This window comes from Streptomyces sp. NBC_00459 (assembly GCF_036013955.1).
Classification (GTDB): Bacteria; Actinomycetota; Actinomycetes; order Streptomycetales; family Streptomycetaceae; genus Streptomyces.
In genome coordinates this window covers 7,939,440-7,966,245 of record NZ_CP107903.1, presented here as the reverse complement: position 1 = coordinate 7,966,245, position 26,806 = coordinate 7,939,440, and the positions used below count along the sequence as shown (strand labels likewise).

The following is a 26,806-nucleotide window of genomic DNA, read 5'->3' as shown; positions in this document are numbered from 1 at the left end:
GCCGGGGCGGTGGGTCGCCGAGGCCGGTGGTTTCACCACCGGGCTTTCCGGGTCACTCCTCGGGGGTCGTCTCCTCACGGATGACCTGCTGGGCCACCTTGAACGCGCTGTTCGCGGCCGGTACCCCGCAGTAGACGGCGGCCTGGAGCAGCACTTCCTTGATCTCGACCGGGGTGAGCCCGTTGCGGAGGGCGGCTCGGGTGTGGAAGGCGAGTTCGTCGAGGTGGCCGCCCGCGACGAGGGCGGTGAGGGTGACACAGCTGCGGGAGCGCCGGTCGAGGCCGGGCCGGTTCCAGATCTCGCCCCACGCGTATCTGGTGATGAAGTCCTGGAAGTCCCCGGAGAAGTCGTCGGCCTGCGTGAGCGCCCGGTCGACGTGCGCGTCGCCGAGCACCTCGCGCCTGACCTTCATCCCGGCGTCGTACGGGTCCGGGCGGCCCTGCGTCTCGGGCTGCGGGACGGGCGGCGCGATCTCCGCGACGGGAGTGACCGGCTGGGGCGCGATCAGTACCGGCTTGACCGGGGCCGCCGAGATGGCGATCTGACCGCTTGTCGTGTCGTACGCGGGCTGCCAGGCCGTCGAGAAGTGCCGTACGAGGAGATCGGTGACGGCCGCGGGCTGCTCGACCGGGACCAGATGGGAGGCGCCGGGCACCACCGCGAGGCGGGCGTCCGGGATACCCGCGACCAGGGTGCGGGCCTCGGCGGGGCCGGTGACCTGGTCGTCGGAGCCGACGAGGACGAGGGTCGGCACACCGACGCGGGCCAGTTCGCCCCTCACGTCGAAGGAGGCGAGCGATTCGCAGGCCGCGATGTAGCAGCCGGGGTCGGTGGTGCGGACCATCTGTACGGCCCACTCGGTGATCGCGGGCTGCGCGGCGGCGAAGCCGCTGGTGAACCAGCGCTCGGGGGAGGTACGGGCGATGGGGCCGAGCCCGTTCGTCCGGACGATCACCCCGCGCTGGCGGAACTCGTCGGCCGTCCCGAAGCGGGGCGAGGCGGCGATCAGCGCGAGCGAGGCCAGCCGCTCCGGGTGGCGCAGCGCCAGTTCGACGCCGATCGCACCGCCGAGCGCGCAGCCCGCGTAGCCGAAGCGCTGCACGCCGACCGTGTCGAGCGTGGCGAGCAGGCGGTCGGTGAGGTCGGCCACCGACCCGGCGGGGTGGGCGGGGGCACCGCCGTGCCCGGGCAGATCGAAGCGGAAGACCCGCCACTGCTTCACCAGTTCGGGCACCTGCCGGTCCCACATGTGCCATGTGGTGCCCAGTGAGGAACCCAGGATCAGGACCGGAGCGTCTTCTGGCCCGTCGAAGCGGTATTGCAGGGCGGTCTTCGGTGTCTCACTCACTCGCCCGACCCTCTCATCTGTCACGAGATGTCACATCGCCGGGGTGGACCTAGCGGGCCTTGCCCCGCTCCGGCGCTGCCGGAACTGCCGCCGAGAGTCCATGTACATGTTCTCCGGCGTGCACTCGTGGCCGTGTCGACAGTAGGTCCGCGGGGCGCGTGCCGTCCCTCAGTCGCTACGAGCAAGGCTCTCCCCTTGGTCACGGCCCCCGGGCGGTTCGGGTTGCAGCATCGAGTGTGGTGGCACGTACGAGGCCCGGCGTGACTCACCTGGAAACCTTCCAGAGTCCCGCCCAACAGCAGCTTGAACACCACACGGTGAACAAGATCTGTCCTCGCTTGGCTCGGCTGGTTGGGCTTGATGCGCTTTGACGGACACCCCTCGCCCTAGTTGGTCCAGCCACGAGACCGTCGCCGCCTCCAGGACGACGTCCTGGGACACGACGATCCGCCGTCCGACCACGAACGGCAACGGCAACGGCGCACGGGATCACCAGCTCACTACAGAGGAGCCACACCCAACTCAGCTCGCGTTGCGAGGAGATTCGTTGCGCAGCCTCCAGATTTCCTTCCACCGGCGGGCGTGATCGGCCGCCAACAGCGGGTCGGGCGCGTCGGCTCGCTGCACCGCGAGGCTGACCCCGCATTCCCTGCACAGCTGGTGGATCCGGTGGACGCCGTCGTGCCAGGCGCTGGTGTTGTCCCGGCTTCCGCATACACGGCACGTCAGGGCAGGAGCTTCATCGGGCGGGACCGACGACCGGAGCACCCGCCCGACGACCACCGGCAGCGGCTCGTCGGGATGGATTGTCGGCTCGGGACAGTAGGCGATGTTCCCCCACCCACGCTGCCGGTCTCGCCAGGACTCGTCCGCTTTCACCTGCCGAAAGCCACGCGCTTTGTCCGCTCGGCGACTGCAGGCGTAGGCACGTTCATCGGCGAGCCAGAGCTGTCGGGCATGGTGCAATTCCTCGACGGCGCGCATCAGCGAGCTCGGATCCTTCTCCAGATCCTTGGGGATACCCGCGCTGACGCAGAGGTGATGGTATGTGGCTCGGAAGCCGTAGGGCGCGAAGTGGACGAGACAGGACCGCAGATTTGTATGCCGGACACGCGCGGGCAGGGCTTCGTCGTAGACCCGTCTCCGGTGCGTGTTGAAGCTGCTCATCCCAGGACGCTACGGCGTGGCGAGCACGGATCGCACTTCACTTCGGCGGCCCAAGGTTCGCCCCGGCCGTGCGGAAAAGGGCTGCGCCGCGAAGGCCGGGTCCGGGCATGATTTCCCCCGTGTATGAGGACGAGAACGATCACGGGCGGGCACGGTACACGCTGACCGGGACGGAGCACGGCCATGCCTGGGGCGTCTGCGCCGAGGCGTAGGGGCTGTTCGGGGGACCCCGGCGTGGGACATACGAGCTGTTCGGCTGGGTTGGCGAAGGAGCCGAGGTGCGCGGCTGGGCCGGCAGCCGGGTGTGGTTGGTGCCGGAAGACGAGGCACTCGGGCCTTGGCTGCTGGAGGATGCGGAGAGCGTAGGGCAACTGCTCGCGACAGACAGCCTCGTGCTCACCGCGTCGTTCACCATGGTGCTCCCCAGTCGCCCGCCAGTGCCGCTGCGAAGGCGCCGCCCGGTGCGTACCAGGTGCCGGGCCCGTGCAGCAGGCCGTAGCGCAGCAAGACCGCTGTCTCCAACTCGGCTGCCGTCTCCTCCGAGGCCCTGACGGCGGCCACCATCCGGGCTCGGGGTTGAGCGGCCGTGCTGTCGAGCGGTACCACCTCCTCGGCCGGGCCTTCGCCCGGCGCGCGCCCAGGAAATCGACTGTGCGACGATCCGGCCGACCCCAGCCGCTTTCGCGGCCTCCACCAGGTTTCGGGTGCCGTCGCGGCGTATTCGGCCGTTGGCGGCCCCGTCCGCGCCGGAGAGGTCGGTGAGCTGGTGGATCACTACCTCCGGTGCTGCCGCGCAGACCGCGTGCCGCAGTCTGTCCGCGTCGAGCGCATCCGCCTGTATTCCCGCCGCCCCGAGGCTTCTGATCCGCTCTATCCCGGCCAGGGTCCGTGAGGTCCCGGTGACCTCGTGCCCAGCCGCAACCAGCATCGGGACGAGGAGACTGCCGACAACGCCGGTGGCGCCAGCGACGAAGACCGCAATCGTGGACGGCGGGTCTCCGGCGACAAGATCTCGGAAAACCCGTCCTGTCCGTTCAATCGGTGAATTCGACGGCGGAGTAGGGAGTGAGCTTCTTCACGGTCACCTCGATGCCCGGACATCTCTGTTCCCAGCAGGCGAGCAGGGGTTGCAGCCTCCCGGTGTCGATCAGGTCGGAGCGTCCGTGGTAGCCAAGCAACTGGTCAGTGACCAAGAGCAGTTTCGCGGTGCCGAAGCTGCCATCGGACGACAACCGCCAGGTCATCCGGATCTGCCGGACTGCGGCCGGGTCGAGGTGGACGGCGCGTCCGTTGACCAGGCCGAGGTGAAGTTCATCGTCGGCGTGGACGTCGAGGACGCGGCGCCGGTCCCAGATCCAGAGTGCGATGCCGGCCGGGATCGCCACGGCAACACCGACGACAAGGATCCATCCCATGTCGTTCAGACCACGATCCGGGTCGGCCGACGCCTTGGTCATCGGCCATCCGCAAACCCCGACCAGCACGACCCCGAACAGGGTGAGCCACCGGCGCAGCGAATAGCGCCTGCGGTCTCTGGCGGTCCACAGCACATCCCGCTCGGTGTCCATGGACCATCGTCGCCGACAGGTTCGCAGAACGCCAGGTGCCTGCATCTGTCTGGCTGTACGACGACTGCGGCATCGAGGAGGAGGGAGATCCTGCCCACGATCTCGAACCACTCGACGCCTGGCCCGCATCCGAACCCTCGCCGAGCACGCCAAGCGCGAGGCGTACCCCGAAGCCGACGAGCAGGCCCATTGTGCGATCTTGGGGACCAGCCGTCGGCGCTGAGATTGATCACGACTCTGGGATGGGCGGTCATCGTCCGGCACCCCTCCGGTAGGCTTCCGGGAGGTGGTCACGACCGCCGACCGCTGAAGGGGTCTTCCGCTCACGCCGGGGTCCTCGTTGGTAGGCCAAGCTGTCCTTCGACGCATCGTGCACCTGAGCCTGCCTGTCTTCAGAGCGGCGTGTGCGTGGGGTGCGCTGCTCTACGGAGTCAGACGTGCCTATGAGCCAGCCCAGGAAGTCGCGAAAGCGTACGCGGGAGATCCGGGAGCAGAGCCGGGCCACCGGCACGCGATACACCGAGGCCATGCGTGGGAACGACCGCGCACGAGCTGCTGGCCAGCAGTCGCCGCCGAGCCGCATCCCCACCCGCACCTTGCTGTTGCCGCTCGTACAGGACGCCCTGCCTGGCCTGTTCGAAGTGGACGGACTGCTCCTGAGGCTCAGAATGGACATGGTCCTGGGCCATCAGGGGGTGCTGATGGGCTACCGGGACAGCGGTGGGGTGTCCATCCCCGGCGCGCCGATCGAGGACGTCGAAGACGCGTACTACCGGGTGCGCGACGCGCTGCCCGAGGGGACGGAGGCGTTCGCGGACGGGATGGTGGATGAGATCCTCCCGCCCACGCCCGACGCCCTGCTGCTGATCGGGCGAGTGATCACCACATGCAGCAAGAAGGCCCAGGTCACTGACCCGGGCCTGCTTCGTGGACAGTCCCCCCGGACCGGCTGACGGTCGGCGGTTCAGGGCCCGCCCCGCCGACTGCGGCGGCGGACCGCCCTCGACAGCCTCAGCTCCTGTCTGAGCGGCGTCACTTTGCAGGAAGGTGAGCCCGCAGTTATCGTCATATTCAACAATGCGACTAGTTACCTAGTTGTTCAACGATGGCCGTGTGCCACTTCCACCAGCAGCGTTGACGAGAGGCGGTCGGCCCCGTGTCGAGCAATGGGTATCTGCGCTATGTCGCCCTGGGTGACAGTCACACCGAGGGGCTCGGGGACGGCGACGACGTCCGTGGTCTTCGGGGGTGGGCGGACCGGCTCGCCGAGCAGGTCGCCCGCCACAGCCCCGGCCTGCTATACGCCAACCTCGCGGTGCGCGGTCGTAAGGCCGGTCAGGTGCGCGCCGAGCAGCTGGCTCCGGCTCTCGCGATGCGGCCCGACCTCGCCACCGTGGTGGCTGGGGTCAACGATGCGTTGCGCCCGGGCTGCGACCTGGACGAGGTGGCCGGCCATGTTGAGGCGATGTTCGCCGCCCTCACCGCGCAGGGCGCCACCGTCGCGACCCTCATGTTTCCCGATGTCGGGCGTATCACGCCGTTGGCCCGCCCGATCGGTCACCGTGTTCTCGCACTCAACGCCCGCATCCGGGAAGCCGCCGACCGCCACGGCGTGGTGGTGGCGGAGACGGCCGCGCACGCGGCGGCGACCGATCCGCGGTTGTGGAGTGCCGACCGGCTGCACGCCGGTCCGCTCGGACACGCGCGCATCGCGGCTGCCGCGGCCCAGGCGCTCGGCCTGCCGGGCAGCGACGACAAGTGGACTCTTCCCCTTCCGGCCGAGGGGACAGACGTCTCTGTCTGGAGGACCGTGGGTGCCGAACTGCGCTGGGCCGGCACCTTCCTAGGCCCTTGGGTCGGCCGCCGTCTGCGTGGCCGCTCCTCCGGTGACGGCCGCCGGCCCAAGCGGCCGGCGCTGCTTCCGGTGGCCGCGTCCATCGAGGACATCTCCCCACCGGTGTGATGCTCTGGCTCGCGACGACACCGGCGGCTCCACGTGCTGAACCGCTCTTCACCGGACGAGAGCTGGAAATGAGCGACATCCGTCCCTTCGCGTACTGCGCGCGAAGCGTCTGCGGATCGGATCGTCAGCGACCTGGCCGTAGGCGTCGTGGCACCGCTGTTCACCGTGCTCGCGCACAGACCTACGACGCCTGAGAGACCGGGCTGTTCACGACCGTCCTGCTCCTGCACTCACTCTCATGTACCCACTTTGTTGAATAACTGGGTGGGTGGGGCCGCCGCAGTCAGCCGTCGGCCCGGAGCGCGGCCGTGCGCTGTTCGAGCCTGCGCAGCGCCATGTCTCCCCACTGGAGATTCTCCCGCTCGAACGACATCCCGCGCAGCAGGGTGAGGTACGGGCCGATGCGCTCGGCTTCGGCGAAGTAGGCCTCCTCGGAGCGCCCGTCGAGCAGGCGCTGCCGGAGCCGCTCATAGCGGGCCAGCTTGGCGGTCGCCCACTCCATGCGCTCGGCGATGGCGGTGCGGACCGCTTCCATGTCGCCCGCGTCCAGGCACTGCACCTTGACAAGCAACTCGTCCCGGATCACCGCCGGTTTACCCAAGGGCTCGGCGGTGTAGGCGTGGACGGCCTTCCGCCCGGCCTCCGTCAAGGAGAACAGTCGCTTGTTGGGGCGGCGCTTCTGCTCGACGACGCGGGCCGTGACGAGTCCTTCGGCCTCCATGCGATCCAGCTCCCGGTAGAGCTGTTGAGGCGTCGACATCCAGAAGTTGGCGACCGTCGCGTCGAACGCCTTCGCGAGGTCGTACCCGGACGCCTCGCCCTCCAACAGCGCGGCCATCACCGCGTTCCGCAAAGCCATGGATCCACGCTAGCAGATTATTCAACAACATGACTAATGCTCACCAATTCCCTGTAGACAAGCCCCAAGAAGCCCCTCTAATCTGCAACACGGCTATTCATATTTATGAGTATCAGAGGTGGGCTCATGCATCCCTTTCGCAAGGCCGTCGAGAGCGGCAACCTGGACGCCGTGGCCGCTCTGCTTGCCGACGACGTCGTCTTCACCAGCCCCGTCGCCTTCAAGCCGTACCCGGGCAAGGCCATCACCGCGGCGATCCTGCGCGGCGTGCTCCGGGTCTTCGAGGACTTCACCTACGTCCGTGAGATCGCCAACCCCGACGGCCGCGATCACGCCTTCGTCTTCACCGCCACCGTCGCCGGCAAGCAACTCCAGGGATGCGACTTCCTGCACTTCGACGACGACGGGAAGATCGACGAGTTCACGGTGATGGTGCGCCCGCTCTCCGCCGCCCAGGCGCTCGGCGAGGCCATGGGCGCCCAGTTCGAGCAGATCGCCCGAGAGGCCGCCGAACAGTAGCCACGACGACGGACTGCGACGCGGTGGTCATCGGCGCGGGGCAACGCCGGACTGACCGCCGCCGCCCTGCAACGCCGGGACTGCGCACCCTCCTGGCGGAGCGCCACAACGTCCCCTGCGGCTGCGCCACCTCCTCTCGACGAGGCCGCTTCGAGTTCGGGACGTTCGGGACGGCACTGCACCAGCTGTCCGGAGGCTCGGCGTCGATCACCACGGTGGCACCGCGGTGTCGCCGGCACAGAGCGAAGTCGTCGACGCCGATCACGCGGGGCGTCCGCCCGGTGGGCAACCGGATGCGCAGCAGGGCGCGCAGCTGACCGGCATCTGGAGTTCGGTGGCCAACCCTGGCGTCAGATCGAGCAGGCGGGTCGCTTGCCCACTTGGCCCAGGGCCTCGGTGCCGTACTCGACCGGATGGCCGCCGCCTCCGGATCCGGCCGCGTCACCGCAGGCCGGTGGAGCGGAACCCTTCCGGTCTGCCGACCGAGGAATCTTCACCGCACGATGGCCGAGGGGCAGGCCCCCGTGGGAGCTCATCGCCCTTCGCCTCAGGATGCCCGCCGCCCTTCGACCGGGCCGACATGGCTGCTTCGGCGCCCTTGCCCACCGGAGCAACGGATCGGCGAGCTCTCCCATCGCTCCCGGTCAGGCTGGAGGCACCACGGGCAGGACGATGCGGGAGGGACGTGCGGGGTCGTGGAAGACCCGCTGGTGGGCCACTCGGGACGTGGTCGCGCTCTCCTCGGGTTCACCCGTGTTGAGGTTGCGGTCCCAGCGGGGGAAGTTGCTGGAGGTGACCTGGACCCGTATCCGGTGGCGCGCCCGGAAGACGATGCTGGTCGACCACAGGTCCACGACGTGTTCGGCCGCCTCACCCGGTGTCGCCGCACGCACCCGCACGATGCCGTCGGCCACATTGCGGGAGACACCGTTCTCGTCGACGTCGCACAGGCGTGCCACCCAGTCGGTCGAGACCCCGTCCGTGGCGGCGAAGAGCACCGCCCGGACCCGGCCGGTCACCTCCAGGTCCTCGGCGAGCGGTTCGGTGGTGAAGACCAGGACGTCCTCACGCGTCTCCACGGCCGCCTGGTCCAGCGGTCCGGGACGGAAGTCGTCGGGCATCAGGAGCGCGCCGCCGGTGGTGGGCACCGGATCCATCGGGTCGTAGGTGAACTCCTCGGCCTGCTCGGCGGTGGACGGCGGCTCCAGGGTCAGGCGTCCGCCCGCACGCAGGTGGAAGTCCGTGTCCACCGCCCGCGACAGCGGCCATTCCGTCTCCTCGCGCCACTGGTTGGCCCCCATCACGAACAGCAGCACCGTGCCCGTGTCAGGCTCCAGCGCCACCCCTTCGCCGAGCGTGCGCGCGAACCAGTCGAACTGCAGGTCGTGCACGCGTCCCCGCATACCCATGAAGTCGGAGTGCGCGGCGAACCCGAAGTTGACGTCACCGACCACGTGCTGCCAGTTGGTGTGGGTCCACGGCCCCATGATCAACGTGGCGGACCGGCCGGCCCGGCGCATGGCGGTGAAGTTGTCGAGCGTGCCCTGGGCGAAGATGTCGTACCAGCCGCCGAGTTGGAAGGTGGGCAGGTCGACCTCGTCGTGGCGGCCCGCGACAGTGCAGGACCGCGCCCACCCGGGCTCCCGCCGGGAACGCTCGTAGCCGACCTCGGGGAGCTCGTGCCGGGCGAACGCGGGAAACCGTCCAGCCGGCAGTTCCCCGTAACCGCCGCTCGCCAGGCCGTCCAGATCCCGCACGAGCCCGCCGAGACTGCCCACGAGCGCGCCGGGGTCGGTGCGGTGACGGCGCATCAGGGTGTCGGCGCCCTGCATCAGGGACCAGGGCACGGTGATGCCGAGCTCGATCGCACCGCCGCGCGAGAACAGCCCGTCGTCCGGATCGGACCACGTGATCAACGGCGCGATCGCCTTCAGCTCCGGCGGCTTCGACAGCGCCGCCATCCACTGGGTGTTGCCGAAGTAGCTGCCGCCGATCATGCCGACGGCACCGTTCGAGCCGGGCAGGGCGGCGGCCCACCGCACGGTGTCGTAACCGTCGCTCTCCTCGTACGTCCACGGCTCCCACTCCCCCTCGGAGGCGAAGCGGCCCCGCGTGTCCTGGAGGACCACCATGAAACCGCGCCTGGCCGCCGCCAGAGGATCGAGTACGACGCCCGTCATGGGTGCCTGCTTGCCGTACGGCAGCCGGCTCAGCAGCACCGGCCACGGTCCCGTACCGCCGGGCCGGTAGACATCCGCGCGCAGCACCGTGCCGTCACTCATCTCGGCCGGAACATCGAACTCGATCTGGATCTCTGCCATGTGCTGCTCCTTTGCATGCCACGACACTGTGGGGCACATGGTCGAACGTGGTCCCCGTAGCGCACTACACCCGAACGGGGGTGACTACGGCGCTCCCGGGCTCCGGTCAGGCCACCGCGTTCAGCAGGTCGGCCAGCAGGTCGGGCCGTTCCAGGGCGATGAAGTGGCCCGCTCCCGGCACCTGCGTGAAATCGGCGTTGGGCAGCAGCTTCTTGTTGGCTTCCCGGTCGGAGGGGCGGGACCAGTCCTTCTCGCCGTAGACGAGGTGGACGGGCGCCTTGACCTCGGGATAGCGCGACCGGGCGGCGATGAGGCTGGGCATGCTCTGGTACACGGCCCTGGCGACGGTCGGGTAGCCGGGGCGGCTGCCCACCCGGAGGAGTTCGTCGAGGTAGTCCTCCCGCAGCGCGGTCCTGTCGACCACCCCGCCCTGCAGGATCCTGCGGACGACGGGCTTGGGCTCCACCCCGGCGACCACCGGGCCCACGCCCGGAGTGAGGACACCGCCGACCACCACACGGGCGAGAAGACCGGACCGGGTGATCCCGCCGGGGAAGTCGTAGGTGTTCACCGCGACGACGCGCCGTACCCGCTCGGGCAGATCGGCCGCGGCGGTCAGGGCGAGCACCGCTCCCATGGACTCCCCGACCAACGTCACGTCGTGGAGGTCGAGTTCGGTCAGCAGCCGCTCGACGCCCGCACGCATGGCCGGCTCGTCGTACGACGCACCGGGCACGATCTCGGAGTAGCCCATCCCCGGCAGGTCGAGGGCGTACACGGTGTACCGGTCCGCGATCAGCGGGACGAGGAGGCGGAAGTGCTCGGCCTGCGTGCGCACGGTGTGCAGCAGGACCAGCGGAGCACCGGTGCCCGCCTTGAGATAGCGCAGTCTTCCCTCACGAGCGTGGCGTCCTGTGCGCGGGGCGATGGTGTGGCTGGTGGTTCCCGGGATGTGAATCGTGGGGCGTGGCTCTGAGCTGGGCATATCGTCAGTTTCCCTTGGTGTGAACTGCTGCGGAGGGGTGATGCGGACAGGACCCGCCCGCAGGGGGCGTGACCACGGACCGGGTCTTGGATTCGGCGAGAAACCGACCGGTTTCCATCATCGTAAACCGATCGGTTTCCGAGCGCAAGCCGAGGTTTGTCCATGTGTGGCCCATCCGCCGAGTCGGCGGTGCATCACACCGCGGGCGACGCAGACCCGCCGCCGACTATGCACTCGACGTATACATGCGGCGTATACATGGTGTGTATAGTGCGCTCATGTCCATCGGTCACACCCTTTTGGGGCTCCTGGAGTCCGGCCCGCGACACGGTTACGACCTGAAGCGGGCCTTCGACGAGACGTTCGGTCACGACCGGCCGCTGCACTACGGCCAGGTCTACTCGACGATGTCCCGGCTGCTGAAGAACGGCCTCGTCGAGGTCGACGGTATCGAGGCCGGCGGGGGCCCGGAGCGCAAGCGCTACGCGATCACCGACGCCGGCATCACCGACGTGGAGCAGTGGCTCGCGACCCCGCAGAAGCCGGAGGAGTACCTCCAGTCCGCCCTCTACACCAAGGTCGTCCTCGCGCTGCTCACCCACCGGGACGCCGCCGTCGTCCTGGACACCCAACGCTCCGAACACCTGCGCAGCATGCGCATCCTGACCGACCGCAAGCGCAAGGGCGATCTTGCGGACCAGCTGATCTGCGACCACGCCCTCTTCCATCTGGAGGCGGACCTGCGCTGGCTGGAACTGACCGCCGCCCGACTCGACAAACTCCGTGAGGCTGTGGCCCGATGACGACTTCTCCCCCTGGTTCCCTGCTCACCGCGCAGGACCTGCGCAAGACCTACGGGCACACCCACGCCCTCGACGGCGCCGAGTTCTCCATCCACCCCGGCGAGGTCGTCGCCGTCATGGGCCCCTCCGGCTCCGGCAAGTCGACGCTGCTGCACTGCCTCGCGGGTATCCTGCCGCCCGACTCCGGGTCGATCACCTACTACGGGCGGGAGATGACGACGATGAGCGACTCCCAGCGCAGCGCGTTGCGCCGCTCCGAGTTCGGTTTCGTGTTCCAGTTCGGGCAGCTCGTGCCGGAACTGACCTGTGTGGAGAACGTCGCCCTGCCGCTCAGACTGAACGGCACCTCGCGCAAGGAGGCCGAGCGGACCGCTCTGTCCTGGATGGAGCGGCTTGAGGTCGACGACCTCAAGGGCAAGCGGCCCGGGGAGGTGTCCGGCGGCCAGGGCCAGCGCGTCGCCGTGGCACGCGCGCTGGTCACCGGCCCCAGGGTGCTGTTCGCCGACGAACCGACCGGCGCGCTCGACTCCTACAACGGCGAGCGCGTGATGGAACTGCTCACCGACGCGGCCCGCTCCACCAACGCAGCCGTCGTCCTCGTCACGCACGAGACACGGGTGGCCGCCTACTCCGACCGCGAGGTCGTCGTACGCGACGGCAGGTCCCGGGACATGGAGCGCGCCATATGAATCCGCGCCACTGGGCCAGAGACCTGGCCATGGGAGCCAGGTTCGGCGTCACCGGCGGTCGCGAGGGCTGGGTCCGGATGACGCTGACAGCGGTCGGTGTCGGCCTCGGCGTTGCCCTGCTCCTGTTGTGCACCGCGATGCCCAACGTGATCGCCTCCCGCAACAAGGTGGAGGACGCCCGCTACGTCAACGTGTACTCCCAGACGGTCTCGTCCAAGGCCGACAACACTCTCCTGATCGCCGCCGCGGACACCACCTGGCACGACGACGACATCCGGGGCCGGATCGTCGAACCCGAGGGCAGGCGGGCGCCGCTGCCTCCGGGGGTCGACCGCTTCCCGGGCAAGGGCGAGATGGTGGTCTCCCCCGCGCTGAAGGACCTGCTGGACTCGGACGACGCGAAACTGCTGCGGGAGCGCCTGCCGTACAGGATCACCGGCACGATCGGCGAGAGCGGGCTGATCGGCTCGCACGAACTGGCTTACTACGCGGGCGGCTCGGGGTTGAAGCTCTCGGTGATCTCCCCGGTGACGCGGTTGACCGAGTACGGCAAACCGGATGCGACGACCGAGAAGACCGACCCGGTGCTCCTGCTCATGGTCCTGGTCGTGATCGTGGTGCTGCTGACGCCGGTCGCCGTGTTCATCGCCGCCGCCGTCCGCTTCGGCGGCGAACGCCGCGACCGCCGCCTCGCCGCGCTGCGCCTGGTCGGCTCCGACCGCGGGATGACCCGGCGGATCGCGGCGGGAGAGGCGCTGGCCGGAGCCCTGCTCGGCCTGGTCGTGGGCACCGGCTTCTTCTTGCTCGGCCGTCAGAAGCTGGGTACCGGTGAGTTGCTGGGCGTGAGCGTCTGGCCCAGCTACCTCGACCCCTCTCCCTCGCTTGCCGCGCTGGTCGCGATGGCGGTGCCGGTCGCCGCGGTGCTGGTCACGCTGCTCGCGATGCGCGGCGTGGTCGTCGAACCCCTCGGCGTCGTGCGCGCGGCCAAGCAGCGCCGCCGTCGGCTGTGGTGGCGGCTGCTGCCGCCTGTGGCCGGCCTCGCGATGCTCTACCCGATGATCGGTCAAGGCCGCAGGAACGGAGACTTCAACCAGTACCTCGTCATCGGCGGCGTCCTGATGTTGCTGATCGGCATCACCGCCCTGCTGCCCTGGGTCGTGGAGGCGATCGTCGTCCGGCTCGGCAAGGGCGCGCTTTCCTGGCAGCTGGCCATGCGACGGCTGCAGCTGAGCAGCGGCACTGCCGCCCGCATGGTCAACGGCATCGCCGTGGCGGTGGCCGGGGCCATCGCGCTGCAGATGCTCTTCACGGGAACGCAGAGCCAGTACACCAAGAACACCGGCAAGGACCCCGGCCGGGTTCAGATGCAGGTCGCCTTCAGCGGCCCCAAGCCGCCTTCCGGCATCGAGCGCGCATTCACCGGCACCAAGGGTGTCCGGGCCGCGGTGGTCCTGGCCCGCGCCGAGTACGGGGACTCACGTCGGGATCCGAACAGCAACAGCGACCTGACCGTGGGCAGTTGCGCCGCCCTGCGCGAACTCGCCGCATTGCCCTCCTGCAAGGACGGTGACGTGTTCATCAAGCGAACGCGGAGCGGCTACTCGGACCCCAGCAACGCAGCCGAAATCGCCCTGGCGAAGCCCGGTCGGCAGCTCTACATCGACCCGTCGTACGACGGCGAGGACCGCGGCCTGGAGGTGCCCTGGACCGTTCCGGCGAACCTTCGGCAGGTGAACGCGCGCAAGGACTCACTGCAGGAATACGCCAGTCTGCTGGTCACCCCCGCCGCTCTGCCCGCCAAGGCCGCGCCCGCGGTGTTCTCGGACGGTGTCTACCTGCGTCTGGACCCGTCGGTACCGGACTCGCGGGAGTACGTACGCAACGTCACCGCCCGTATGGACCCCCTGGCGCAGGCCTTCGGCTGGTCGGCGACCCAGGAGAACTCCAAGTACACCTCCATCCGCACCGGCCTGTTCGTCGGCTCCGCCTTCGTGCTGGCACTGATCGGGGCGAGTCTGCTGGTCTCCCAGCTGGAGCAGCTGCGCGAACGCAGGAAACTGCTCTCCGCGCTGGTCGCCTTCGGCACCCGTCGTCGCACGCTGAGCCTGTCGGTGCTGTGGCAGACGGCCCTGCCGGTCGGACTCGGTCTCGTACTGGCCACGGGGGTGGGTGTCGTCCTCGGCACGGTTCTGCTGAAGATGACCCGTATACCGGTGGCCATGGACTGGGCGAGCGTGCTCACCATGACCGGCGTGGGCGCGGTCGTGGTCGGCGTGGTCACGCTGCTCAGCCTGCCGCCGCTGCTGCGCATGATGCGCCCGACGGGCCTGCGCACGGAATGACCCCCGAGCATCCCATGAGGTGGGCTCCTCCTGTCAGGAGGAGCCCACCTCCGCACGTAGGTGAGCCGGGCCGGGGCAGCGCCGGGGAGGGTTCGGGCCGACGAGTCAGCTGTGCCAGGCGCGCGGGCAGGTGTAGGCGCGGAGGCGTTCCGGGCGGGTCCAGCGGACCGTGGCGGGGCCCCGCGGGATGGGTTCGTCGGAGGTCGTGAGGCGCCGGGTGAGGACCGCGGTGAACGCCGCGAGCTCCTCGGCGCTCGGCTCGCCCCGCAGGACCCGGAAAGAGGCGGCGGCGAGCAGGTCGGAGGGGATGGGGGGTGCAGTCATGAGGGTCTCCTACTGGGGCGGGTTGCCGTGCTTGCGGGTGGGCAGGTCGGCGGACTTGGCGGCGAGCATCGCCACGGTGCGGCTGAGGATCAGCCGGGTCTCGCGGGGGTCGATCACGTCGTCGACGAGTCCGCGCTCGGCCGCGTAGTAGGGGTGGACGAGTTCGTTCCTGTACTCGTCGATCTTCTGCCGGCGCATCGCTTCGGGATCGTCGGCGGCTGCGATCTCCCGGCGGAAGACGACGTTGGCGGCACCCTCGGCGCCCATCACGGCGATCTCGTTGGTGGGCCAGGCGAGGGCCACGTCGGCGCCGATGGAGCGGGAGTCCATGACGATGTAGGCACCGCCGTATGCCTTGCGCAGGACGACCGAGACGCGCGGCACGGTGGCGTTGCAGTAGGCGTACAGCAGTTTGGCCCCGCGCCGGATGATGCCCTCGTGCTCCTGGTCGACGCCGGGCAGGAAGCCGGGCACGTCCACCAGGGTGATCAGCGGGATGTTGAACGCGTCGCAGAACTGCACGAACCGCGCGCCCTTCTCGCTCGCCCTGATGTCGAGCACGCCGGCCATGGAGGCCGGCTGGTTGGCGACGACACCCACGACGTGTCCGTCGAGGCGGGCCAGCGCGCAGACGATGTTGGTGGCGAAGTCGGCGTGGACCTCCAGATGGTCGCCGTCGTCGACGATCTCCTCGATCACCTTGCGGATGTCGTAGGAGCGGTTGCCGTCCTCGGGGACCAGGTCGAGCAGTGCGTCGCCGGGACGGTCCGCAGGGTCACCGGCCGGCTGCGCGGGCGGCAGTTCGCGGTTGTTGGCGGGGAGCAGCGAGAGGAGGTAGCGGACCTCCGCGAGACAGGTGCGTTCGTCGTCGTACACGAAATGGGCGACTCCGGAGGTGCCGCCGTGCACGTCGGCGCCGCCGAGGCCGTTGGCGCTGATCACCTCACCGGTGACGGCCTTCACCACGTCCGGGCCGGTGATGAACATCTGGGAGATGTCTCGTACGGCGAAGACGAAGTCGGTCAGTGCGGGCGAGTACGCCGCGCCTCCCGCACAGGGGCCCAACATCACCGAGATCTGCGGGATCACCCCGCTCGCCCTGGTGTTGCGCCGGAAGATGCCGCCGTAGCCGGCCAGCGCGGAGACACCCTCCTGGATACGGGCGCCCGCGCCGTCGTTCAACGACACCAGTGGCGCACCGGCCGCCATCGCCATGTCCATCAACTTGTGGATCTTCTCGGCGTGGGCCTCACCGAGGGCGCCGCCGAAGATACGGAAGTCATGGGCGTAGACGAAGACGGTGCGGCCCTCGACGGTCCCCCAGCCGGTGATGACGCCGTCGCTGTAGGGCCTCTTGGCCTCCAGGCCGAACCCCTGGGCCCGATGCCGACGCAGGGTCTCGACCTCGATGAACGATCCGGGGTCGAGGAGGAGTTCGATGCGCTCGCGGGCTGTCAGCTTGCCCTTGGCGTGCTGACGTTCGGTGGCCTTGGGGTCGGGGCCCGTGCGGGCGAGCTCCTTGATGGTCCGCAGCTCTGTGAGCCGGTCCGCCTCGGGAACGTCCGGAGCGGTCTCGAGTACGGCGGCTTCGGGATCGGTGACGGTCATGATGCCTGGGCCCTTTCCTTCCTGTTTCTGGTGTCGATGAGGGCGTGCGTCCGGACGGAGGACGGATCGTGGGCGCGCAGCACTGTGCGCAGTCCCGGTTCGACGGCCGAGATCCGCTCGACGGCGTCCCTGGCGTAGAGCCACTCGGCGGGGACCTGGTGCATGGCGGCCCGCCAGTCCTTCTCACCGGTCAGCGCCACGGCGCCGACATGGCTGGGACACAGGGGCATGTTGCGCACCGTCCAGCCCGCCGGGCGCCAGGACTCGGCGGCCTCGCCGAGGTAGTCGAGGTCCGCCGCCCGGGCGAGCCCGGTGCCGAGGCCCTTCAGATACGACTCCTTGCGGGACCACAGTCGCGCGAAGGCCGTCCGCCGCTCGTCGGCCGGGATCCGGGCGATCTCCTGGCGCTCGGCCGGGTGCAGCAGGGGCAGGCAGGCGTCGACGGTCTCCTGCGAGGGCAGCGCCTGGACGTCGACGCCGAGCCGGGTGCGCGCCACCGCGACCAGGGCCAGGCCGCGGCTGTGCGAGAGCGAGAACTCGGGGGCGCCCGGCAGGTCGACAAGGACCGGCCGGCCGTGGCGGTCCCCGCACTCCTCGCACCACTCCCGGCCGATGGGCAGCCGCTGTGGTGCGACGCCGGTGTAGACCGACAGCACCCGGCGCAGGCCCACATGGGCGGCGACGTACAACTGCCGGTCGCTCTGCCGGCGGTAGGCGGCGGCGCGCTGCCGCTCGTAGCGGTCGAGTTCGTCGGCCGGTGCCTCGCGCGGCGAGGCAGGTGGCGGCAGCAGCCAGATGTGCAGGTCCGACGGTCCCAACTCCCTTTTGCCGCGCGGGGAGTTCAGTGCGAGGGGGAGATTCACGGGCGACTCTCGGTTCTGGTCGTGTGACTGCGTCCGCTCGGCCGGGGTTGCCCCGGCTCGTGCGTCGCTGCGGGTCGGCGGCCGCCGCGACGAGGGCGGCCGCCGGCGATGGGGCGGACGTTGTGCGCGGTCGGCGGGCGCGGACCGGTGGCCGGCAGCCGGCGCGACGGTCCTCGGGTCCGGGGTGAGGTCATGGACCGTACTCGTCAGGCAGGCACTCCTCGATGAAGGCGAGCGCGCGCAGGTGGTAGGCGCGGGCCGTGTGGCCCAGGCTGATGTTGTGCCCGGCGTCCGGCTGCCGGTCGACGACCACACGCGGCGCGGCACTCAGCCTCGCCCGCAGGTCGTCGAGGGTGTCGGCGTCGTGCCGCCACCAGAGTTCGTGCTCGGCGAAGGTCAGTCGGACGGGGACGCGCACGCGCGGGGCGATCGTGTCGAACACCTCCGGCCAGTCCGGGGCGGCCCTGACCTCCTGCTCCGGGATAGGCCTCACGAAGGCCGCGCTGCGCCGGAAGGTGGCGGGCGGATAGAGGGCGAGCCGGCCCCAGTTGTATCGCCAGCGGGCCCGGGCGGGTCCGGAGAGCAGTTCCGCGGAGAGTGGGGCGTAGCGGTGGCCGCAGCCTGAGATGTCCAGGCCCAGCAGATCGGACGGCGGGGCTTCGGCAGCCAGCGTCAGGGCGAGTTTGCCGCCGAAGGAGTGCGCGAGCAGGAACGTTCCGGTGCCGATGTGGTGCTCGCCTCGAAAGTGGTCGAGCGCGGCCCGCAGGACGCGGGCCTGACCGGCGAGGCCCAGGCCTTCGGGGAGCCCGGCGGCGGAGTCGCCGTAGCCGGGCCGGTCGACGGCGAGGACCGCGAACCCCAGGCGCGCTCCCAACGCGCAGAGGGATGCGTCCGGTTGGGCCCCGCCGTCGAAGTACTCCGCGCTCATCCCGGCCCCGTGCAGCGCGACCACGGTGGCACGCGGCGGCATGTCCTCCGGTGTGCTCAGGAGGGCCGACAGGGTGTGCCCGGCGGCATCCAGCGTGATCCGCCGTACCCTCGGGCCGACGGACAGGGACGCGGTGGTCATCGTCCTACGCCACCTCCGGGGTACCGAACCAGTGGTGGAGAGCGGTGACGAGACTGTCCACGTCGGCGGCTATCTCGGCGTCCGTGGCCCTGGGTGCGCCGGTCACCGCCGCGCCGGTGGTCCCGCCTCCGGCCGCCCAGGCCACGTGACCGTCGGGGCGTACCAACAGGGCCGTCGCACCGGAGAAGACCTCGGGTTCCTCGGGGGTGACCGTGACGGCCGTGACCCGGTCGGCCCAGGCGGCCGCGGTCTCGCGGAGGGCGGCGTCGTCGGTCAGGTCGAGCAGGACGCCACGGGCCGGGTGGAGCAGGGCCGTCGTGGTGGTCTGCGTGCCGTCGGTCAGGTGAAGCGGGCGCGGGGGGAGACGGTGGCCGAGGAGAGGGTGGGTTCCGGGGCCGAGGTCGTAGGTGATGTCGAGGTGGCTGACGACGCCGGCCAGCCGACGGCGGACCTCCTCCAGCTCCATCAGCTCGCCGAACACCTTGCGTACGGGGTCCGCCTCGGCGCCGCCGAGGAAAATCATGCCCTGCGCGCGGGTGTTCATCAGCATCCGGGCGCCGACGGGGTGCCGTTCGTCGTGGTAGGTGTCGAGGAGGACGTCCGACGCCTGCCCGCGGACCACCGCGGCCAGCTTCCAGCCGAGGTTGACCGCGTCCTGCACGCCTGTGCTCAACCCCTGGCCCCCGGCCGGGAGATGGACGTGCGCGGCGTCCCCGGCGAGCAGCACCCGGCCCTTGCGGTAGGCGGATGCCTGACGGGTGGCGTCCGTGAAGGAGCTGACCCAGTCGGCGGCCCCACCGGCCAGCGACTCCCCGGTGATGCGCTCCCAGGCAGCCGCGACCTCGTCGAACTCCACCGCCTGCGGGCGGTCCCCGGCCGGCGTGCCGTCCTCGCACACGATGATCCGGTCCACGCCCGGCGCCAGCGGCGCGGCCATCACCATGCCGTTCTCCAGCCGCTCCCCCAGGAAACGGGGGCGGATGGCGCAGCCGGTGACATCGGCCAGATACATCCGGCGCGTGGCCGGAAGCCCGGGAAAGCCGAACCCTGCCGCGTTGCGCACGACGCTCTGTCCGCCGTCACAGCCCACCAGATACGCGCCGCGCAACCGCTGTTCGCCCTCGGGCGTGGCCGCCACGATCTCGACGCCGTCGCCGTCGTCGGCCAGCTTGGCCAGCTCCCAGCCCCGCCGTATGTCCGCGCCCAGCTCGTTCGCCCATTCCTCCAGGACGGCCTCCGTCTGCGACTGCGGGATGCCGCGAGCGCCGAAGTGGGCATCCTCCAGGACCGTGTAGTCGAACTGCACGCCACCGAAGTGGCCCATCGGGCTCTTCTCCAGCGCACCGAATCGCGGCAGCAGCCCCCGCTGATCGAACACCTCCATCGCGCGGGCCGTGAAGCCCAGCCCCCGGGACTGCCCGGTCGGCCGTGCCAGTGCCTCCACGACCACGACCCGGGCTCCGCCCAGCCGCAGTTCCCCGGCGAGCATGAGGCCCGTCGGCCCAGCGCCGACAACGATCACATCCGTGTCCACAGCACTTCCCTCTCTGAACCTCGCTGAATTGATCCGGGTTGATCTGGGTTGATCCGAGTTGATCGCATTGATCGAGTTGATCGCATTGATCTGAGTCATTGATCTGAGTCGGCGTGTGTCAGTCCGCCTCGGGTTTCCGGCCCGAGCGCCGTGCAGTGGATCCCGGCGCCGGGCAGTGGTGCCCGGCGCCGCGTCCCGGGTCAGAGCCCGTGGTCGGGCCGCCCGAACCAGTGGCGGATCGCCGCCGTCGCCGCCCATGGGTCCGCACCCGCCCAGGCGACGTGACCGTCGGGGCGGACCAGCAGCCCCTCGGCACCGTGCAGTGGCCCAGCCGTGTCCGGCAGTACCGCCACCGCTGTGACGCGGTCGGACCAGAGCTTGCCGAGCCAGCGCAGTTCGGCCCGGGCGGAGTCGGCGACGAGCAGGAGTCCGCGTCCGTCACGCAGCAACTCGGCGACGCCGACCGGGCCGTCCGGCGTCGACAGCGTCCCGAGTGGAAGCCGGGCTCCGAGCAAGGGGTGGGTGCCGCCGCCGATGGGGTAGCGGATGTCGAGCCCGGTGATCATCGCCGCGAGGTGGTCCCGCGTGGGCCCCGCGGCGATGAGCTCACCGAGCAGGGCCCGCGCCGGTTCCACCTCCCGCCGGCCGAGCAGCAGCAGTGCCTGGGCCCTTATGTTGGCGAGCACCCGGCGGCCGACCGCGTGCCGCTCGTCGTCGTAGGTGTCGAGCAACGCCTCCTGGCTTCGGCCACAGGCCACCGCGGCCAGCTTCCAGCCGAGGTTGGCGGCGTCCTGGAGACCGAGGTTGAGCGCCTGTCCGCCGCTCGGCATCTGACGGTGCGCGGCGTCCCCGGCGAACAGCACCCGCCCGTGGCGATACCGCTCCACCTGCTGGTTGGCGTCGCCGAAGGCGTTGAGCCACACCGGGCGTCCGCCGCTCAGGTCCTCGCCGGTGACCCGTCGCCATACCTCGACGACCTCGGCGAAGCCGGGCGGCCCCGTTCGCCGCCGGACCGGGCGACCGAATGCGTGCACCATCACCCGGGTGACCCCGCCGGGCATCCGGGCCGCGATGGCCAGCCCGTGCTCCCTGCGCTCGAAACGCCGGTCCGGGATGTCGATCCCGGCGATGTCCGCCCGCAGCAGTTCCCGCCCGGCGGGGGTGCCGGGGAAGGCGGCTCCGGTCAGCCGCCGTACGGTGCTGTCCTCGCCGTCGCAGGCGACGAGGTACGCGGCCCGCAGGCGCCGTGAGCCGTCCGGGGTGTCGGCCGTGACCTCCACGTACCCGTCCTCCTGGACGAGTTCGCGCACCTCCCAGCCACGCCGGATGTCGGCGCCGAGGGCCTCGGCCCACTCGTGGAGCAGTTCCTCGGTCCTGGTCTGAGGCACTTTCCACTGGCCCGAGTACGGGCCGGGCACGGTGAGGTCCATCGGTACGCCGCCGAAGTGGCCGCGCGGCTCCCGCGGCGGTTCGCCGAGCGCGTCCAGCAGCCCACGGCAGTCGAACAGCTCCACCGTGCGGGCGTGCAGAGTGGAGGCGCGGGACTCCGTGGTGGCGGTGCTCAGCCGTTCCAGTACGACCACGTCGGCGCCGCCCAGCCGGAGTTCACCGGCCAGGAAGAGGCCGACGGGGCCCGCCCCCACCACGATGACCCGGGTGGCCCAAGAGGTGTCGGTGGACATGGTCAGCGGCTCTTCTCCGCGTGATCCCTGGCGTGGCCGAGCGTGGCGCGGCTGTTGGTGCTCAGGGCGCTCTGGACGTACTCGCGGGCGTCCTCGACGGTCGCGTCGGGACCGAGGATCCGCTGGATGTTGTCCGGGTTGAGCACGACCGTGTGCTGCGAGGTGGCGGCGACCCCGCGCGGGTACTCCTCGAACGTCCACAGGCCGGTGTGCAGCGTCATCAGGGCCGGCAGGGTCACCTGCTTGTAGGCGATCGCCCGGTGCGGGAAGGTCACCCGGTACGACTTGGTGGTGTGGGTCGAGCCGTCCTTGGCCCTGGTGTCCATCTCCAGGACCTGCAGACCGGGTGTGTCCTCCTCGAACCGGACGCGGGCCACGTGCGGCAGCCGGTCCACCCACAACCGGGCTTCGTCGATGAAGCCGTAGACGTCCTTGGCCGAGCCCTCGATCAGCACGGTGTCCTCGAAGGAGAAGGTCAGCTCGCGCGTGGTGTGGGCCCGCTCGACGTTCTCCTTCAGGGCGGCCAGCTCCGAGCGGGAGTTGCGGTCGACGGCCTCGTCGATCCAGGCGAGGCTCTCGGGGTCGTCGTCGATGGCGCGGTAGTCGTGCAGCAGCCGTACCAGCGACTCACCGCCCGGCAGCTCCTCGATCACCCAGGCGCCGCCCATCGCGGCGACCGGGGGCGCGGAGACCTCCTGGCGGAAGGTGATCCGGCGGTTCTCGGGCTCAAGTGTGCGGCGGGAAGTCCAGCTCTTGGCCGCGCCGTTGGCGGTGGCCCAGATCTGGATGCGCTCCTCTCGCTCGCCCTTCTCCAGGTGGTCCACGTGGATGGTGGGAGGGAAGATCTGCGGCCAGTTCTCCACCTCCGCGATCAGCCGGTAGACGGCGTCGGCGGGCGCCGAGACGGTGATCTCGTGCGCCACCTCGCGGGTCATCGCTTGCGTCGTGGTCACGTTCTGGTCCTCTTCTTCCTCTTGCTGGTCAGGTCGGGGTGGGGCGGGCCAGGGATCAGAAGTTGCCCAGCCCACCGCAGACGTTGATCGCCTGGGCGGTGACGGAGGCCGCGGTGTCGGAGGCGAGGTAGCCGACCATCCCGGCGACCTCCTGTGGCGTGGAGTAGCGACCGAGCGGGATCTTGGCCTGGAACTTCTCGAGGATCGCTTCCTCGGTGGTGTCGTAGGCGGCGGCGTAGCCCTGGCGGACGCGCTGGGCCATGGGGGTCTCGACGTAGCCCGGGCACACGGCGTTGACGGTGATGCCGGTCGGCGCGAGTTCGTTGCCGAGAGCCTTGGTGAATCCGACGACGCCGTGCTTGGAGGCGGAGTAGGGGGCGCCGAGGACCACGCCCTGCTTGCCGGCGGTGGATGCGATGTTGATGATCCGGCCCCAGCCACGGCCGCGCATGCCGCCGGTGTTGAGCACCTCGCGGGTCATCCGGAAGACGCTGTTGAGGTTGGTGTCGATGACGTCGTCCCACAGTTCGTCCGCTATGTCGGCGGTGACTCCGCCGCCGCTGCGGCCGGCGTTGTTGACGAGGACGTCGACAGCGCCGAAGCGGTCGACGGCGGCCTGTACGAAGGCATGGACGGCATGCGGCGAACGGACGTCCACGGCGGCGCCGTCGGCCTCCGTTCCCTCCTCCTGGAGCTGCTTGACCGTCGCGGTCACGTTGTCCACGTCGCGGGCCCCGATGAACACCCGGTACCCGGCGGAGCCCAACAGCCGGGCCGCCGCCAGTCCGATTCCACTGGTGGCCCCGGTGATCAGCGCGACCCGCTGCGTCTGCTGCTGCGGCATGCTCTTTCAACTCCCTTGGGTGAAGGACTGCAAAAACGGCATGGAGGTACGGCGATGTGCCGCCGCCGGCTGAGTGGGGTGTCCGGCGGCGGCTCGATGGGGGACATGGAATGAGGGGTTACGGGATCGCAGGTGTACGTGATCCTGATATGTCGGGTATGACGAACCGTCAGGCGGCCTGGGAGCCGCTTCCCAGCTGGGCGTTGACGGCGTCGATGAGGGCCCGCGGAGTGTTGCTCTCCGAGAGGATGTCGTCGTCCAGGACGATGCCGTACTCGCGCTCGATCCGGCCGCCGGTCTCGAGCAGCGCCAGCGACTCGTAGCCGAGGTGCTCGAAGTCCTCGTCGAAGATGTCGCCGTCGAGGTCGACGGTCTCCTCGGCACCGGCGCCCTCGATCAGGATGCGCTTGAGATCGTCAAGGGTGAACTGCTGGGTTTCCACGTGGTGTTCCTTTCGGTTCCATCGGTGTGCGTGGCGCTGTGGTAGGTGGTGCGGTGGTCGATGGTCAGGCGAAGGCTCGGACGATCGCCGCCGAGTTGAAGCCGCCGTGGCCGCGGGCCAGGATCAGGGCGGTGCGGAGTTCGGCCTCGCGCGGTCGGTCGACCACCAGGTCGATGGCGTGGTCGGGAGACGGGGTCACGTGCACCGTCGGCGGGATCACCCCGTCGCGGATCGCCAGGAACGCGGTGGCCAGGTCCAGGGGTGCCGCGCCCGAGTAGAGGCGGCCCGTCATCGTCTTCGGCGCGGTGACCGGGACGGCCTCGGGACCGAACACCCCGGTGATCGCCTCCGCCTCGATCCGGTCGAGCTCGGGATCGGCCGACGCATCGGCGAACACCACGTCCACCTGGTCGGCTGCCAACCCGGCGTCCTCCAGGGCGAGTTCGATCGCACGGCGCAGGGCCGGCGGGCGCTCGCCGCCCGGGGCGGGGTCGAACGTGGCGGCGTACCCGGCGACCTCGCCGTAGATCCGCGCGTCGCGTGAACGCGCCGACTCCTCGGACTCCATGACGAGCAACGCGCCGCCCTCGCCCGGCACATACCCGTCGGCCGCCCCGTCGAAGGGCAGATACGCCCGGCTGGGCTCGTCGCGCGTGGTCAGCCGCTTCGCGGCGAGCTGGGCGACCCAGCCCCACGGGCAGATGGAGGCGTCCACGGCCCCGGAGACCACGACCGGTGTGCCCTTGCGGATCTGCCGGCGTGCCTGGGCCACCGCGTCCAGACCGCCGGCCTGGTCGCTGACGATCACGCTGCTCGGGCCCTTCATCCCGTGCCGGATGGAGATCTGACCGCTGTTGACCGCGTAGAACCAGGCGAACGACTGGTAGGCGCTGACGTACTGACTGCCCTTGCTCCACAGGGCCTGAAGCTCTCCCTGGCCGAACTCGAAGCCGCCGGAGGAACTGGCCGTGACCACGCCCATGTCGAACCCGGGCAGGTCCTGCGGCTGGATCCCGGCGTCCGCGAGCGCCCAGTCGGCGGCGACCAGCGCCAGCCGGGTCATCCGGTCGGTCTGCGGCAGCAGCCTGCTCGGCAGGTGCTCCTCGGCCGCGAAGCCGGGGATCTCACCGGCCAGCCGCGACGGGTACTGCGACGGGTCGAAGCGCGTGATCCGCCCGATGCCGCTCTTGCCGGCGAGCGTCGCCTCCCAGTAGTCCTCAACCCCCAGACCGTTGGGGGCGGTGACGCCCAGACCGGTCACCACCACCGCGTTCATGCCAGGCTCCTCTCGGGACGGGCGAGCACCATGGCGCTCTGGAAGCCGCCGAACCCGCTGCCGACCGTCAGTACCGCGTCGGTCAGCTGCTCGCGAGCGGTGACCGGCACGTAGTCGAGGTCGCACTCCGGGTCGGGGGTGTGCAGGTTCGCCGTGGGCGGCACCACGTGGTGCTCCATGGCCAGCGCGGACGCGGCGATCTCGATCGAGCCGATCGCGCCGAGCGAGTGCCCGACCATCGACTTGATGGAGCTCACGGGAGTGCGGTAGGCGTGCTCGCCCAGGCTCTTCTTGAAGGCCGCCGTCTCGTGGCGGTCGTTCTGCTTGGTGCCGGAGCCGTGGGCGTTGATGTAGTCGATCTGGTCCCCGTTCATCCGGGCCTCGTCCAGCGCCACCGTGATGGCCTCTGCCATCTCCGCGCCGTCCGGCCGCAGACCGGTCATGTGGTACGCGTTGCTGCGGGTGGCGTAGCCGGCGATCTCGGCGTAGATGTGCGCCCCGCGCCGCCTGGCGCCGGCCAGCTCCTCCAGGACGAACACCGCGCAGCCCTCGCCGAGCACGAACCCGTTGCGGGTGCCGTCGAAGGGCCGTGAGGCCTGCTCGGGGTCCTCCCGGCGCGGTGTCGTCGCCTTGATGGCGTCGAAGCAGGCCATGGTGATCGGCGAGATCGGCGCGTCGGACGAGCCGGCGATCATCACGTCGGCCGAGCCCTCGCGGATCAGCTCGACCGCGTAACCGACCGAGTCGATGCCGGAGGTGCAGCCGGTGGACACAACCGTGTTGGGGCCCTCCGCGCCGACCGTCCAGGCGACCTCGGCCGAGAAGGAGCTGGGGACGAAGTAGTTGTACAGATGCGGTACCGCGTACTCGTGGTCGACCAGGTGCAGTCGGCCGCCGTCACTGACGATCCGGTACTCCTCGTCGAGCCCCGTGGTGGCACCGACCGCGCTTCCGATGGTGACGCCCACCCGGTACGGGTCGTGGGCGGCGAGATCGATCCCGCTGTCCGCCACCGCACCGCGCGCCGCGACGACCGCGAACTGGGCGGCCCGGTCCATCCGGCGGATCTCCTGCGGGGCGAGGCCGTGCTGCTCCGGGTCGAAGTCCATCTCCGCGGCGACCTGCGAACGGAACTGACTCGGGTCGAAGAAGGTGATCCCACGCGTCGCGGTACGGCCCTCGCTCAGCATGTCCCAGAAGGGGCGCCTGCCGACGCCCCCGGGCGCGAGGACCTCGATCCCCGTGATGACGACTCGACGGCCGCTCATCGGGAGGCCTCCCAGTTGTAGAAGCGCGTGGCCATCGCGTCGGCGGGGGACCGCCAGGTGGCCGGGTCGTACGCCTCTATGTGCGGCCTCAGGTCCTCGCTGATGCGAACGAAGCGCTCGTCGGACTTGGCCTTCTCGATCAGCTCGCCACCGTTGTCGGCGTCGAAGTCCTGCAGATGGAAATAGAGGCCTCGGTAGTGGAAGAGCTGGCGGCGTCGAGTGCCCATCAGATGCGGCATCTCGGACTCGTCGAATGCGCCGAACAACTTGGCGACATCGACTGCCGAGCCCGGTTCCATACGAGCCACGATCAAGGTGCTGTGCATGTGCTCTCTCCTTGGAATGGTGCACGGGACGTGGGGAGCGGAAGGGAAGTCGA

25 protein-coding genes and 1 pseudogene are annotated in these 26,806 nt (G+C 70.1%); 6 read left to right on the top strand and 20 right to left on the bottom strand.

The features are described from left to right. Positions 1-52: 52 nt before the first annotated feature. From pcaDC to OHN74_RS35080, 5 genes and pseudogenes are all read right to left on the bottom strand, one after another. Positions 53-1,348, bottom strand: coding sequence for a bifunctional 3-oxoadipate enol-lactonase/4-carboxymuconolactone decarboxylase PcaDC (gene pcaDC, locus OHN74_RS35105; RefSeq protein WP_327698590.1), 1,296 nt, complete (start codon positions 1,346-1,348; stop codon positions 53-55). Positions 1,349-1,870: 522 nt separating this feature from the next. After that, on the bottom strand, positions 1,871-2,515 hold the full coding sequence (locus tag OHN74_RS35100) for a hypothetical protein (protein ID WP_327698589.1): 645 nt from the start codon (positions 2,513-2,515) through the stop codon (positions 1,871-1,873). Between the two features lie 408 nt (positions 2,516-2,923). Further along, positions 2,924-3,121: a hypothetical protein gene (locus OHN74_RS35090; RefSeq protein WP_327700477.1), complete on the bottom strand. Its 198-nt coding sequence runs from the start codon at positions 3,119-3,121 to the stop codon at positions 2,924-2,926. A gap of 97 nt (positions 3,122-3,218) precedes the next feature. Further along, positions 3,219-3,443 (bottom strand): annotated as a pseudogene (locus OHN74_RS35085) (NAD-dependent epimerase/dehydratase family protein); the annotation flags it as partial. A gap of 106 nt (positions 3,444-3,549) precedes the next feature. Next, complete coding sequence (locus tag OHN74_RS35080; RefSeq protein WP_327698588.1) at positions 3,550-4,065, bottom strand: hypothetical protein; 516 nt, start codon at positions 4,063-4,065, stop codon at positions 3,550-3,552. Positions 4,066-4,610: 545 nt separating this feature from the next. Between OHN74_RS35080 and OHN74_RS35075 the strand changes: the two genes are divergently transcribed. Together OHN74_RS35075 and OHN74_RS35070 are read left to right on the top strand one after the other, a co-directional pair. Next, positions 4,611-5,036 carry a hypothetical protein gene (locus OHN74_RS35075; RefSeq protein ID WP_327698587.1) on the top strand — a complete coding sequence of 142 codons (426 nt, stop codon included), beginning with the start codon at positions 4,611-4,613 and terminating at the stop codon, positions 5,034-5,036. Between the two features lie 203 nt (positions 5,037-5,239). Continuing rightward, the gene (locus tag OHN74_RS35070; protein WP_327698586.1) at positions 5,240-6,046 is read left to right on the top strand and encodes an SGNH/GDSL hydrolase family protein; all 807 of its coding nucleotides are present in this window, start codon (positions 5,240-5,242) and stop codon (positions 6,044-6,046) included. Between the two features lie 283 nt (positions 6,047-6,329). Here OHN74_RS35070 and OHN74_RS35065 read toward each other — a convergent pair whose 3' ends face one another. Then, positions 6,330-6,905 carry a PadR family transcriptional regulator gene (locus OHN74_RS35065; RefSeq protein WP_327698585.1) on the bottom strand — a complete coding sequence of 192 codons (576 nt, stop codon included), beginning with the start codon at positions 6,903-6,905 and terminating at the stop codon, positions 6,330-6,332. Positions 6,906-7,031: 126 nt separating this feature from the next. On the opposite strand from OHN74_RS35065, the gene OHN74_RS35060 reads away from it, so the two are divergent. Continuing rightward, on the top strand, positions 7,032-7,424 hold the full coding sequence (locus OHN74_RS35060; RefSeq protein ID WP_327698584.1) for a nuclear transport factor 2 family protein: 393 nt from the start codon (positions 7,032-7,034) through the stop codon (positions 7,422-7,424). A 644-nt stretch (positions 7,425-8,068) separates the two neighbouring features. On the opposite strand, the gene OHN74_RS35055 is transcribed toward OHN74_RS35060, so the two are convergent. Together OHN74_RS35055 and OHN74_RS35050 are read right to left on the bottom strand one after the other, a co-directional pair. After that, the gene (locus OHN74_RS35055; protein ID WP_327698583.1) at positions 8,069-9,745 is read right to left on the bottom strand and encodes a CocE/NonD family hydrolase; all 1,677 of its coding nucleotides are present in this window, start codon (positions 9,743-9,745) and stop codon (positions 8,069-8,071) included. Between the two features lie 106 nt (positions 9,746-9,851). Further along, on the bottom strand, positions 9,852-10,730 hold the full coding sequence (locus OHN74_RS35050; RefSeq protein WP_327698582.1) for an alpha/beta fold hydrolase: 879 nt from the start codon (positions 10,728-10,730) through the stop codon (positions 9,852-9,854). A gap of 278 nt (positions 10,731-11,008) precedes the next feature. Here OHN74_RS35050 and OHN74_RS35045 point away from each other — a divergent pair, with 278 nt between their 5' ends. Genes OHN74_RS35045 through OHN74_RS35035 form a run of 3 tightly spaced genes read left to right on the top strand, consistent with a single transcriptional unit; the run spans position 11,009 to position 14,564 of the window. Continuing rightward, entirely contained in the window at positions 11,009-11,533 is a 525-nt protein-coding gene (locus OHN74_RS35045) for a PadR family transcriptional regulator (protein ID WP_327698581.1), read from the top strand. Next, entirely contained in the window at positions 11,530-12,222 is a 693-nt protein-coding gene (locus OHN74_RS35040) for an ABC transporter ATP-binding protein (RefSeq protein ID WP_327698580.1), read from the top strand. The genes OHN74_RS35045 and OHN74_RS35040 overlap by 4 nt, the downstream gene beginning before the upstream one ends. Continuing rightward, entirely contained in the window at positions 12,219-14,564 is a 2,346-nt protein-coding gene (locus OHN74_RS35035; protein ID WP_327698579.1) for an ABC transporter permease, read from the top strand. Before OHN74_RS35040 ends, OHN74_RS35035 begins: the two co-directional genes overlap by 4 nt. Before the next feature lie 105 nt (positions 14,565-14,669). Here OHN74_RS35035 and OHN74_RS35030 read toward each other — a convergent pair whose 3' ends face one another. The 12 genes from OHN74_RS35030 to OHN74_RS34975 form a co-directional block, all read right to left on the bottom strand. Beyond that, positions 14,670-14,888, bottom strand: a complete 219-nt coding sequence (locus OHN74_RS35030; protein ID WP_327698578.1) for an acyl-CoA carboxylase subunit epsilon — start codon at positions 14,886-14,888, stop codon at positions 14,670-14,672. A gap of 9 nt (positions 14,889-14,897) precedes the next feature. Beyond that, on the bottom strand, positions 14,898-16,496 hold the full coding sequence (locus OHN74_RS35025; RefSeq protein WP_327698577.1) for an acyl-CoA carboxylase subunit beta: 1,599 nt from the start codon (positions 16,494-16,496) through the stop codon (positions 14,898-14,900). After that, positions 16,493-17,359 (bottom strand): 4'-phosphopantetheinyl transferase family protein, encoded by an 867-nt coding sequence (locus OHN74_RS35020; RefSeq protein WP_327698576.1) that lies wholly within the window; start codon positions 17,357-17,359, stop codon positions 16,493-16,495. Before OHN74_RS35020 ends, OHN74_RS35025 begins: the two co-directional genes overlap by 4 nt. 190 nt (positions 17,360-17,549) lie before the next feature. Then, positions 17,550-18,428, bottom strand: coding sequence for an alpha/beta hydrolase family protein (locus OHN74_RS35015; protein ID WP_327698575.1), 879 nt, complete (start codon positions 18,426-18,428; stop codon positions 17,550-17,552). Positions 18,429-18,432: 4 nt separating this feature from the next. After that, positions 18,433-19,962, bottom strand: coding sequence for an FAD-dependent monooxygenase (locus tag OHN74_RS35010; RefSeq protein WP_327698574.1), 1,530 nt, complete (start codon positions 19,960-19,962; stop codon positions 18,433-18,435). Positions 19,963-20,162: 200 nt separating this feature from the next. Further along, entirely contained in the window at positions 20,163-21,644 is a 1,482-nt protein-coding gene (locus OHN74_RS35005; RefSeq protein WP_327698573.1) for an FAD-dependent monooxygenase, read from the bottom strand. A gap of 2 nt (positions 21,645-21,646) precedes the next feature. After that, complete coding sequence (locus OHN74_RS35000) at positions 21,647-22,579, bottom strand: aromatase/cyclase (protein WP_327700381.1); 933 nt, start codon at positions 22,577-22,579, stop codon at positions 21,647-21,649. 73 nt (positions 22,580-22,652) lie between these two features. Continuing rightward, positions 22,653-23,441, bottom strand: a complete 789-nt coding sequence (locus OHN74_RS34995) for an SDR family NAD(P)-dependent oxidoreductase (protein WP_327698572.1) — start codon at positions 23,439-23,441, stop codon at positions 22,653-22,655. Positions 23,442-23,610: 169 nt separating this feature from the next. Then, the gene (locus OHN74_RS34990) at positions 23,611-23,883 is read right to left on the bottom strand and encodes an acyl carrier protein (protein ID WP_327698571.1); all 273 of its coding nucleotides are present in this window, start codon (positions 23,881-23,883) and stop codon (positions 23,611-23,613) included. A gap of 64 nt (positions 23,884-23,947) precedes the next feature. Then, positions 23,948-25,159, bottom strand: coding sequence for a ketosynthase chain-length factor (locus tag OHN74_RS34985; RefSeq protein WP_327698570.1), 1,212 nt, complete (start codon positions 25,157-25,159; stop codon positions 23,948-23,950). After that, the gene (locus OHN74_RS34980; protein ID WP_327698569.1) at positions 25,156-26,427 is read right to left on the bottom strand and encodes a beta-ketoacyl-[acyl-carrier-protein] synthase family protein; all 1,272 of its coding nucleotides are present in this window, start codon (positions 26,425-26,427) and stop codon (positions 25,156-25,158) included. Before OHN74_RS34980 ends, OHN74_RS34985 begins: the two co-directional genes overlap by 4 nt. Further along, on the bottom strand, positions 26,424-26,753 hold the full coding sequence (locus OHN74_RS34975; RefSeq protein WP_327698568.1) for a TcmI family type II polyketide cyclase: 330 nt from the start codon (positions 26,751-26,753) through the stop codon (positions 26,424-26,426). Before OHN74_RS34975 ends, OHN74_RS34980 begins: the two co-directional genes overlap by 4 nt. Between the last annotated feature and the right edge of the window lie 53 nt (positions 26,754-26,806).

What these genes read in the sequence shown, in the direction of transcription:
- OHN74_RS35100 (WP_327698589.1), bottom strand. Translation starts at nt 2,515, where the DNA reads ATGAGCAGCTTCAACACGCACCGGAGACGGGTCTACGACGAAGCCCTG.
- OHN74_RS35040 (WP_327698580.1), top strand. Translation starts at nt 11,530, where the DNA reads ATGACGACTTCTCCCCCTGGTTCCCTGCTCACCGCGCAGGACCTGCGC.
- OHN74_RS34975 (WP_327698568.1), bottom strand. Translation starts at nt 26,753, where the DNA reads ATGCACAGCACCTTGATCGTGGCTCGTATGGAACCGGGCTCGGCAGTC.
- OHN74_RS34995 (WP_327698572.1), bottom strand. Translation starts at nt 23,441, where the DNA reads ATGCCGCAGCAGCAGACGCAGCGGGTCGCGCTGATCACCGGGGCCACC.
- OHN74_RS35050 (WP_327698582.1), bottom strand. Translation starts at nt 10,730, where the DNA reads ATGCCCAGCTCAGAGCCACGCCCCACGATTCACATCCCGGGAACCACC.
- OHN74_RS34985 (WP_327698570.1), bottom strand. Translation starts at nt 25,159, where the DNA reads ATGAACGCGGTGGTGGTGACCGGTCTGGGCGTCACCGCCCCCAACGGT.
- OHN74_RS35015 (WP_327698575.1), bottom strand. Translation starts at nt 18,428, where the DNA reads ATGACCACCGCGTCCCTGTCCGTCGGCCCGAGGGTACGGCGGATCACG.
- OHN74_RS35005 (WP_327698573.1), bottom strand. Translation starts at nt 21,644, where the DNA reads ATGTCCACCGACACCTCTTGGGCCACCCGGGTCATCGTGGTGGGGGCG.
- OHN74_RS35035 (WP_327698579.1), top strand. Translation starts at nt 12,219, where the DNA reads ATGAATCCGCGCCACTGGGCCAGAGACCTGGCCATGGGAGCCAGGTTC.
- OHN74_RS35045 (WP_327698581.1), top strand. Translation starts at nt 11,009, where the DNA reads ATGTCCATCGGTCACACCCTTTTGGGGCTCCTGGAGTCCGGCCCGCGA.
- OHN74_RS34980 (WP_327698569.1), bottom strand. Translation starts at nt 26,427, where the DNA reads ATGAGCGGCCGTCGAGTCGTCATCACGGGGATCGAGGTCCTCGCGCCC.
- OHN74_RS35055 (WP_327698583.1), bottom strand. Translation starts at nt 9,745, where the DNA reads ATGGCAGAGATCCAGATCGAGTTCGATGTTCCGGCCGAGATGAGTGAC.
- OHN74_RS35065 (WP_327698585.1), bottom strand. Translation starts at nt 6,905, where the DNA reads ATGGCTTTGCGGAACGCGGTGATGGCCGCGCTGTTGGAGGGCGAGGCG.
- OHN74_RS35075 (WP_327698587.1), top strand. Translation starts at nt 4,611, where the DNA reads ATGCGTGGGAACGACCGCGCACGAGCTGCTGGCCAGCAGTCGCCGCCG.
- OHN74_RS35025 (WP_327698577.1), bottom strand. Translation starts at nt 16,496, where the DNA reads ATGACCGTCACCGATCCCGAAGCCGCCGTACTCGAGACCGCTCCGGAC.
- OHN74_RS35030 (WP_327698578.1), bottom strand. Translation starts at nt 14,888, where the DNA reads ATGACTGCACCCCCCATCCCCTCCGACCTGCTCGCCGCCGCCTCTTTC.
- OHN74_RS35000 (WP_327700381.1), bottom strand. Translation starts at nt 22,579, where the DNA reads ATGACCCGCGAGGTGGCGCACGAGATCACCGTCTCGGCGCCCGCCGAC.
- OHN74_RS35060 (WP_327698584.1), top strand. Translation starts at nt 7,032, where the DNA reads ATGCATCCCTTTCGCAAGGCCGTCGAGAGCGGCAACCTGGACGCCGTG.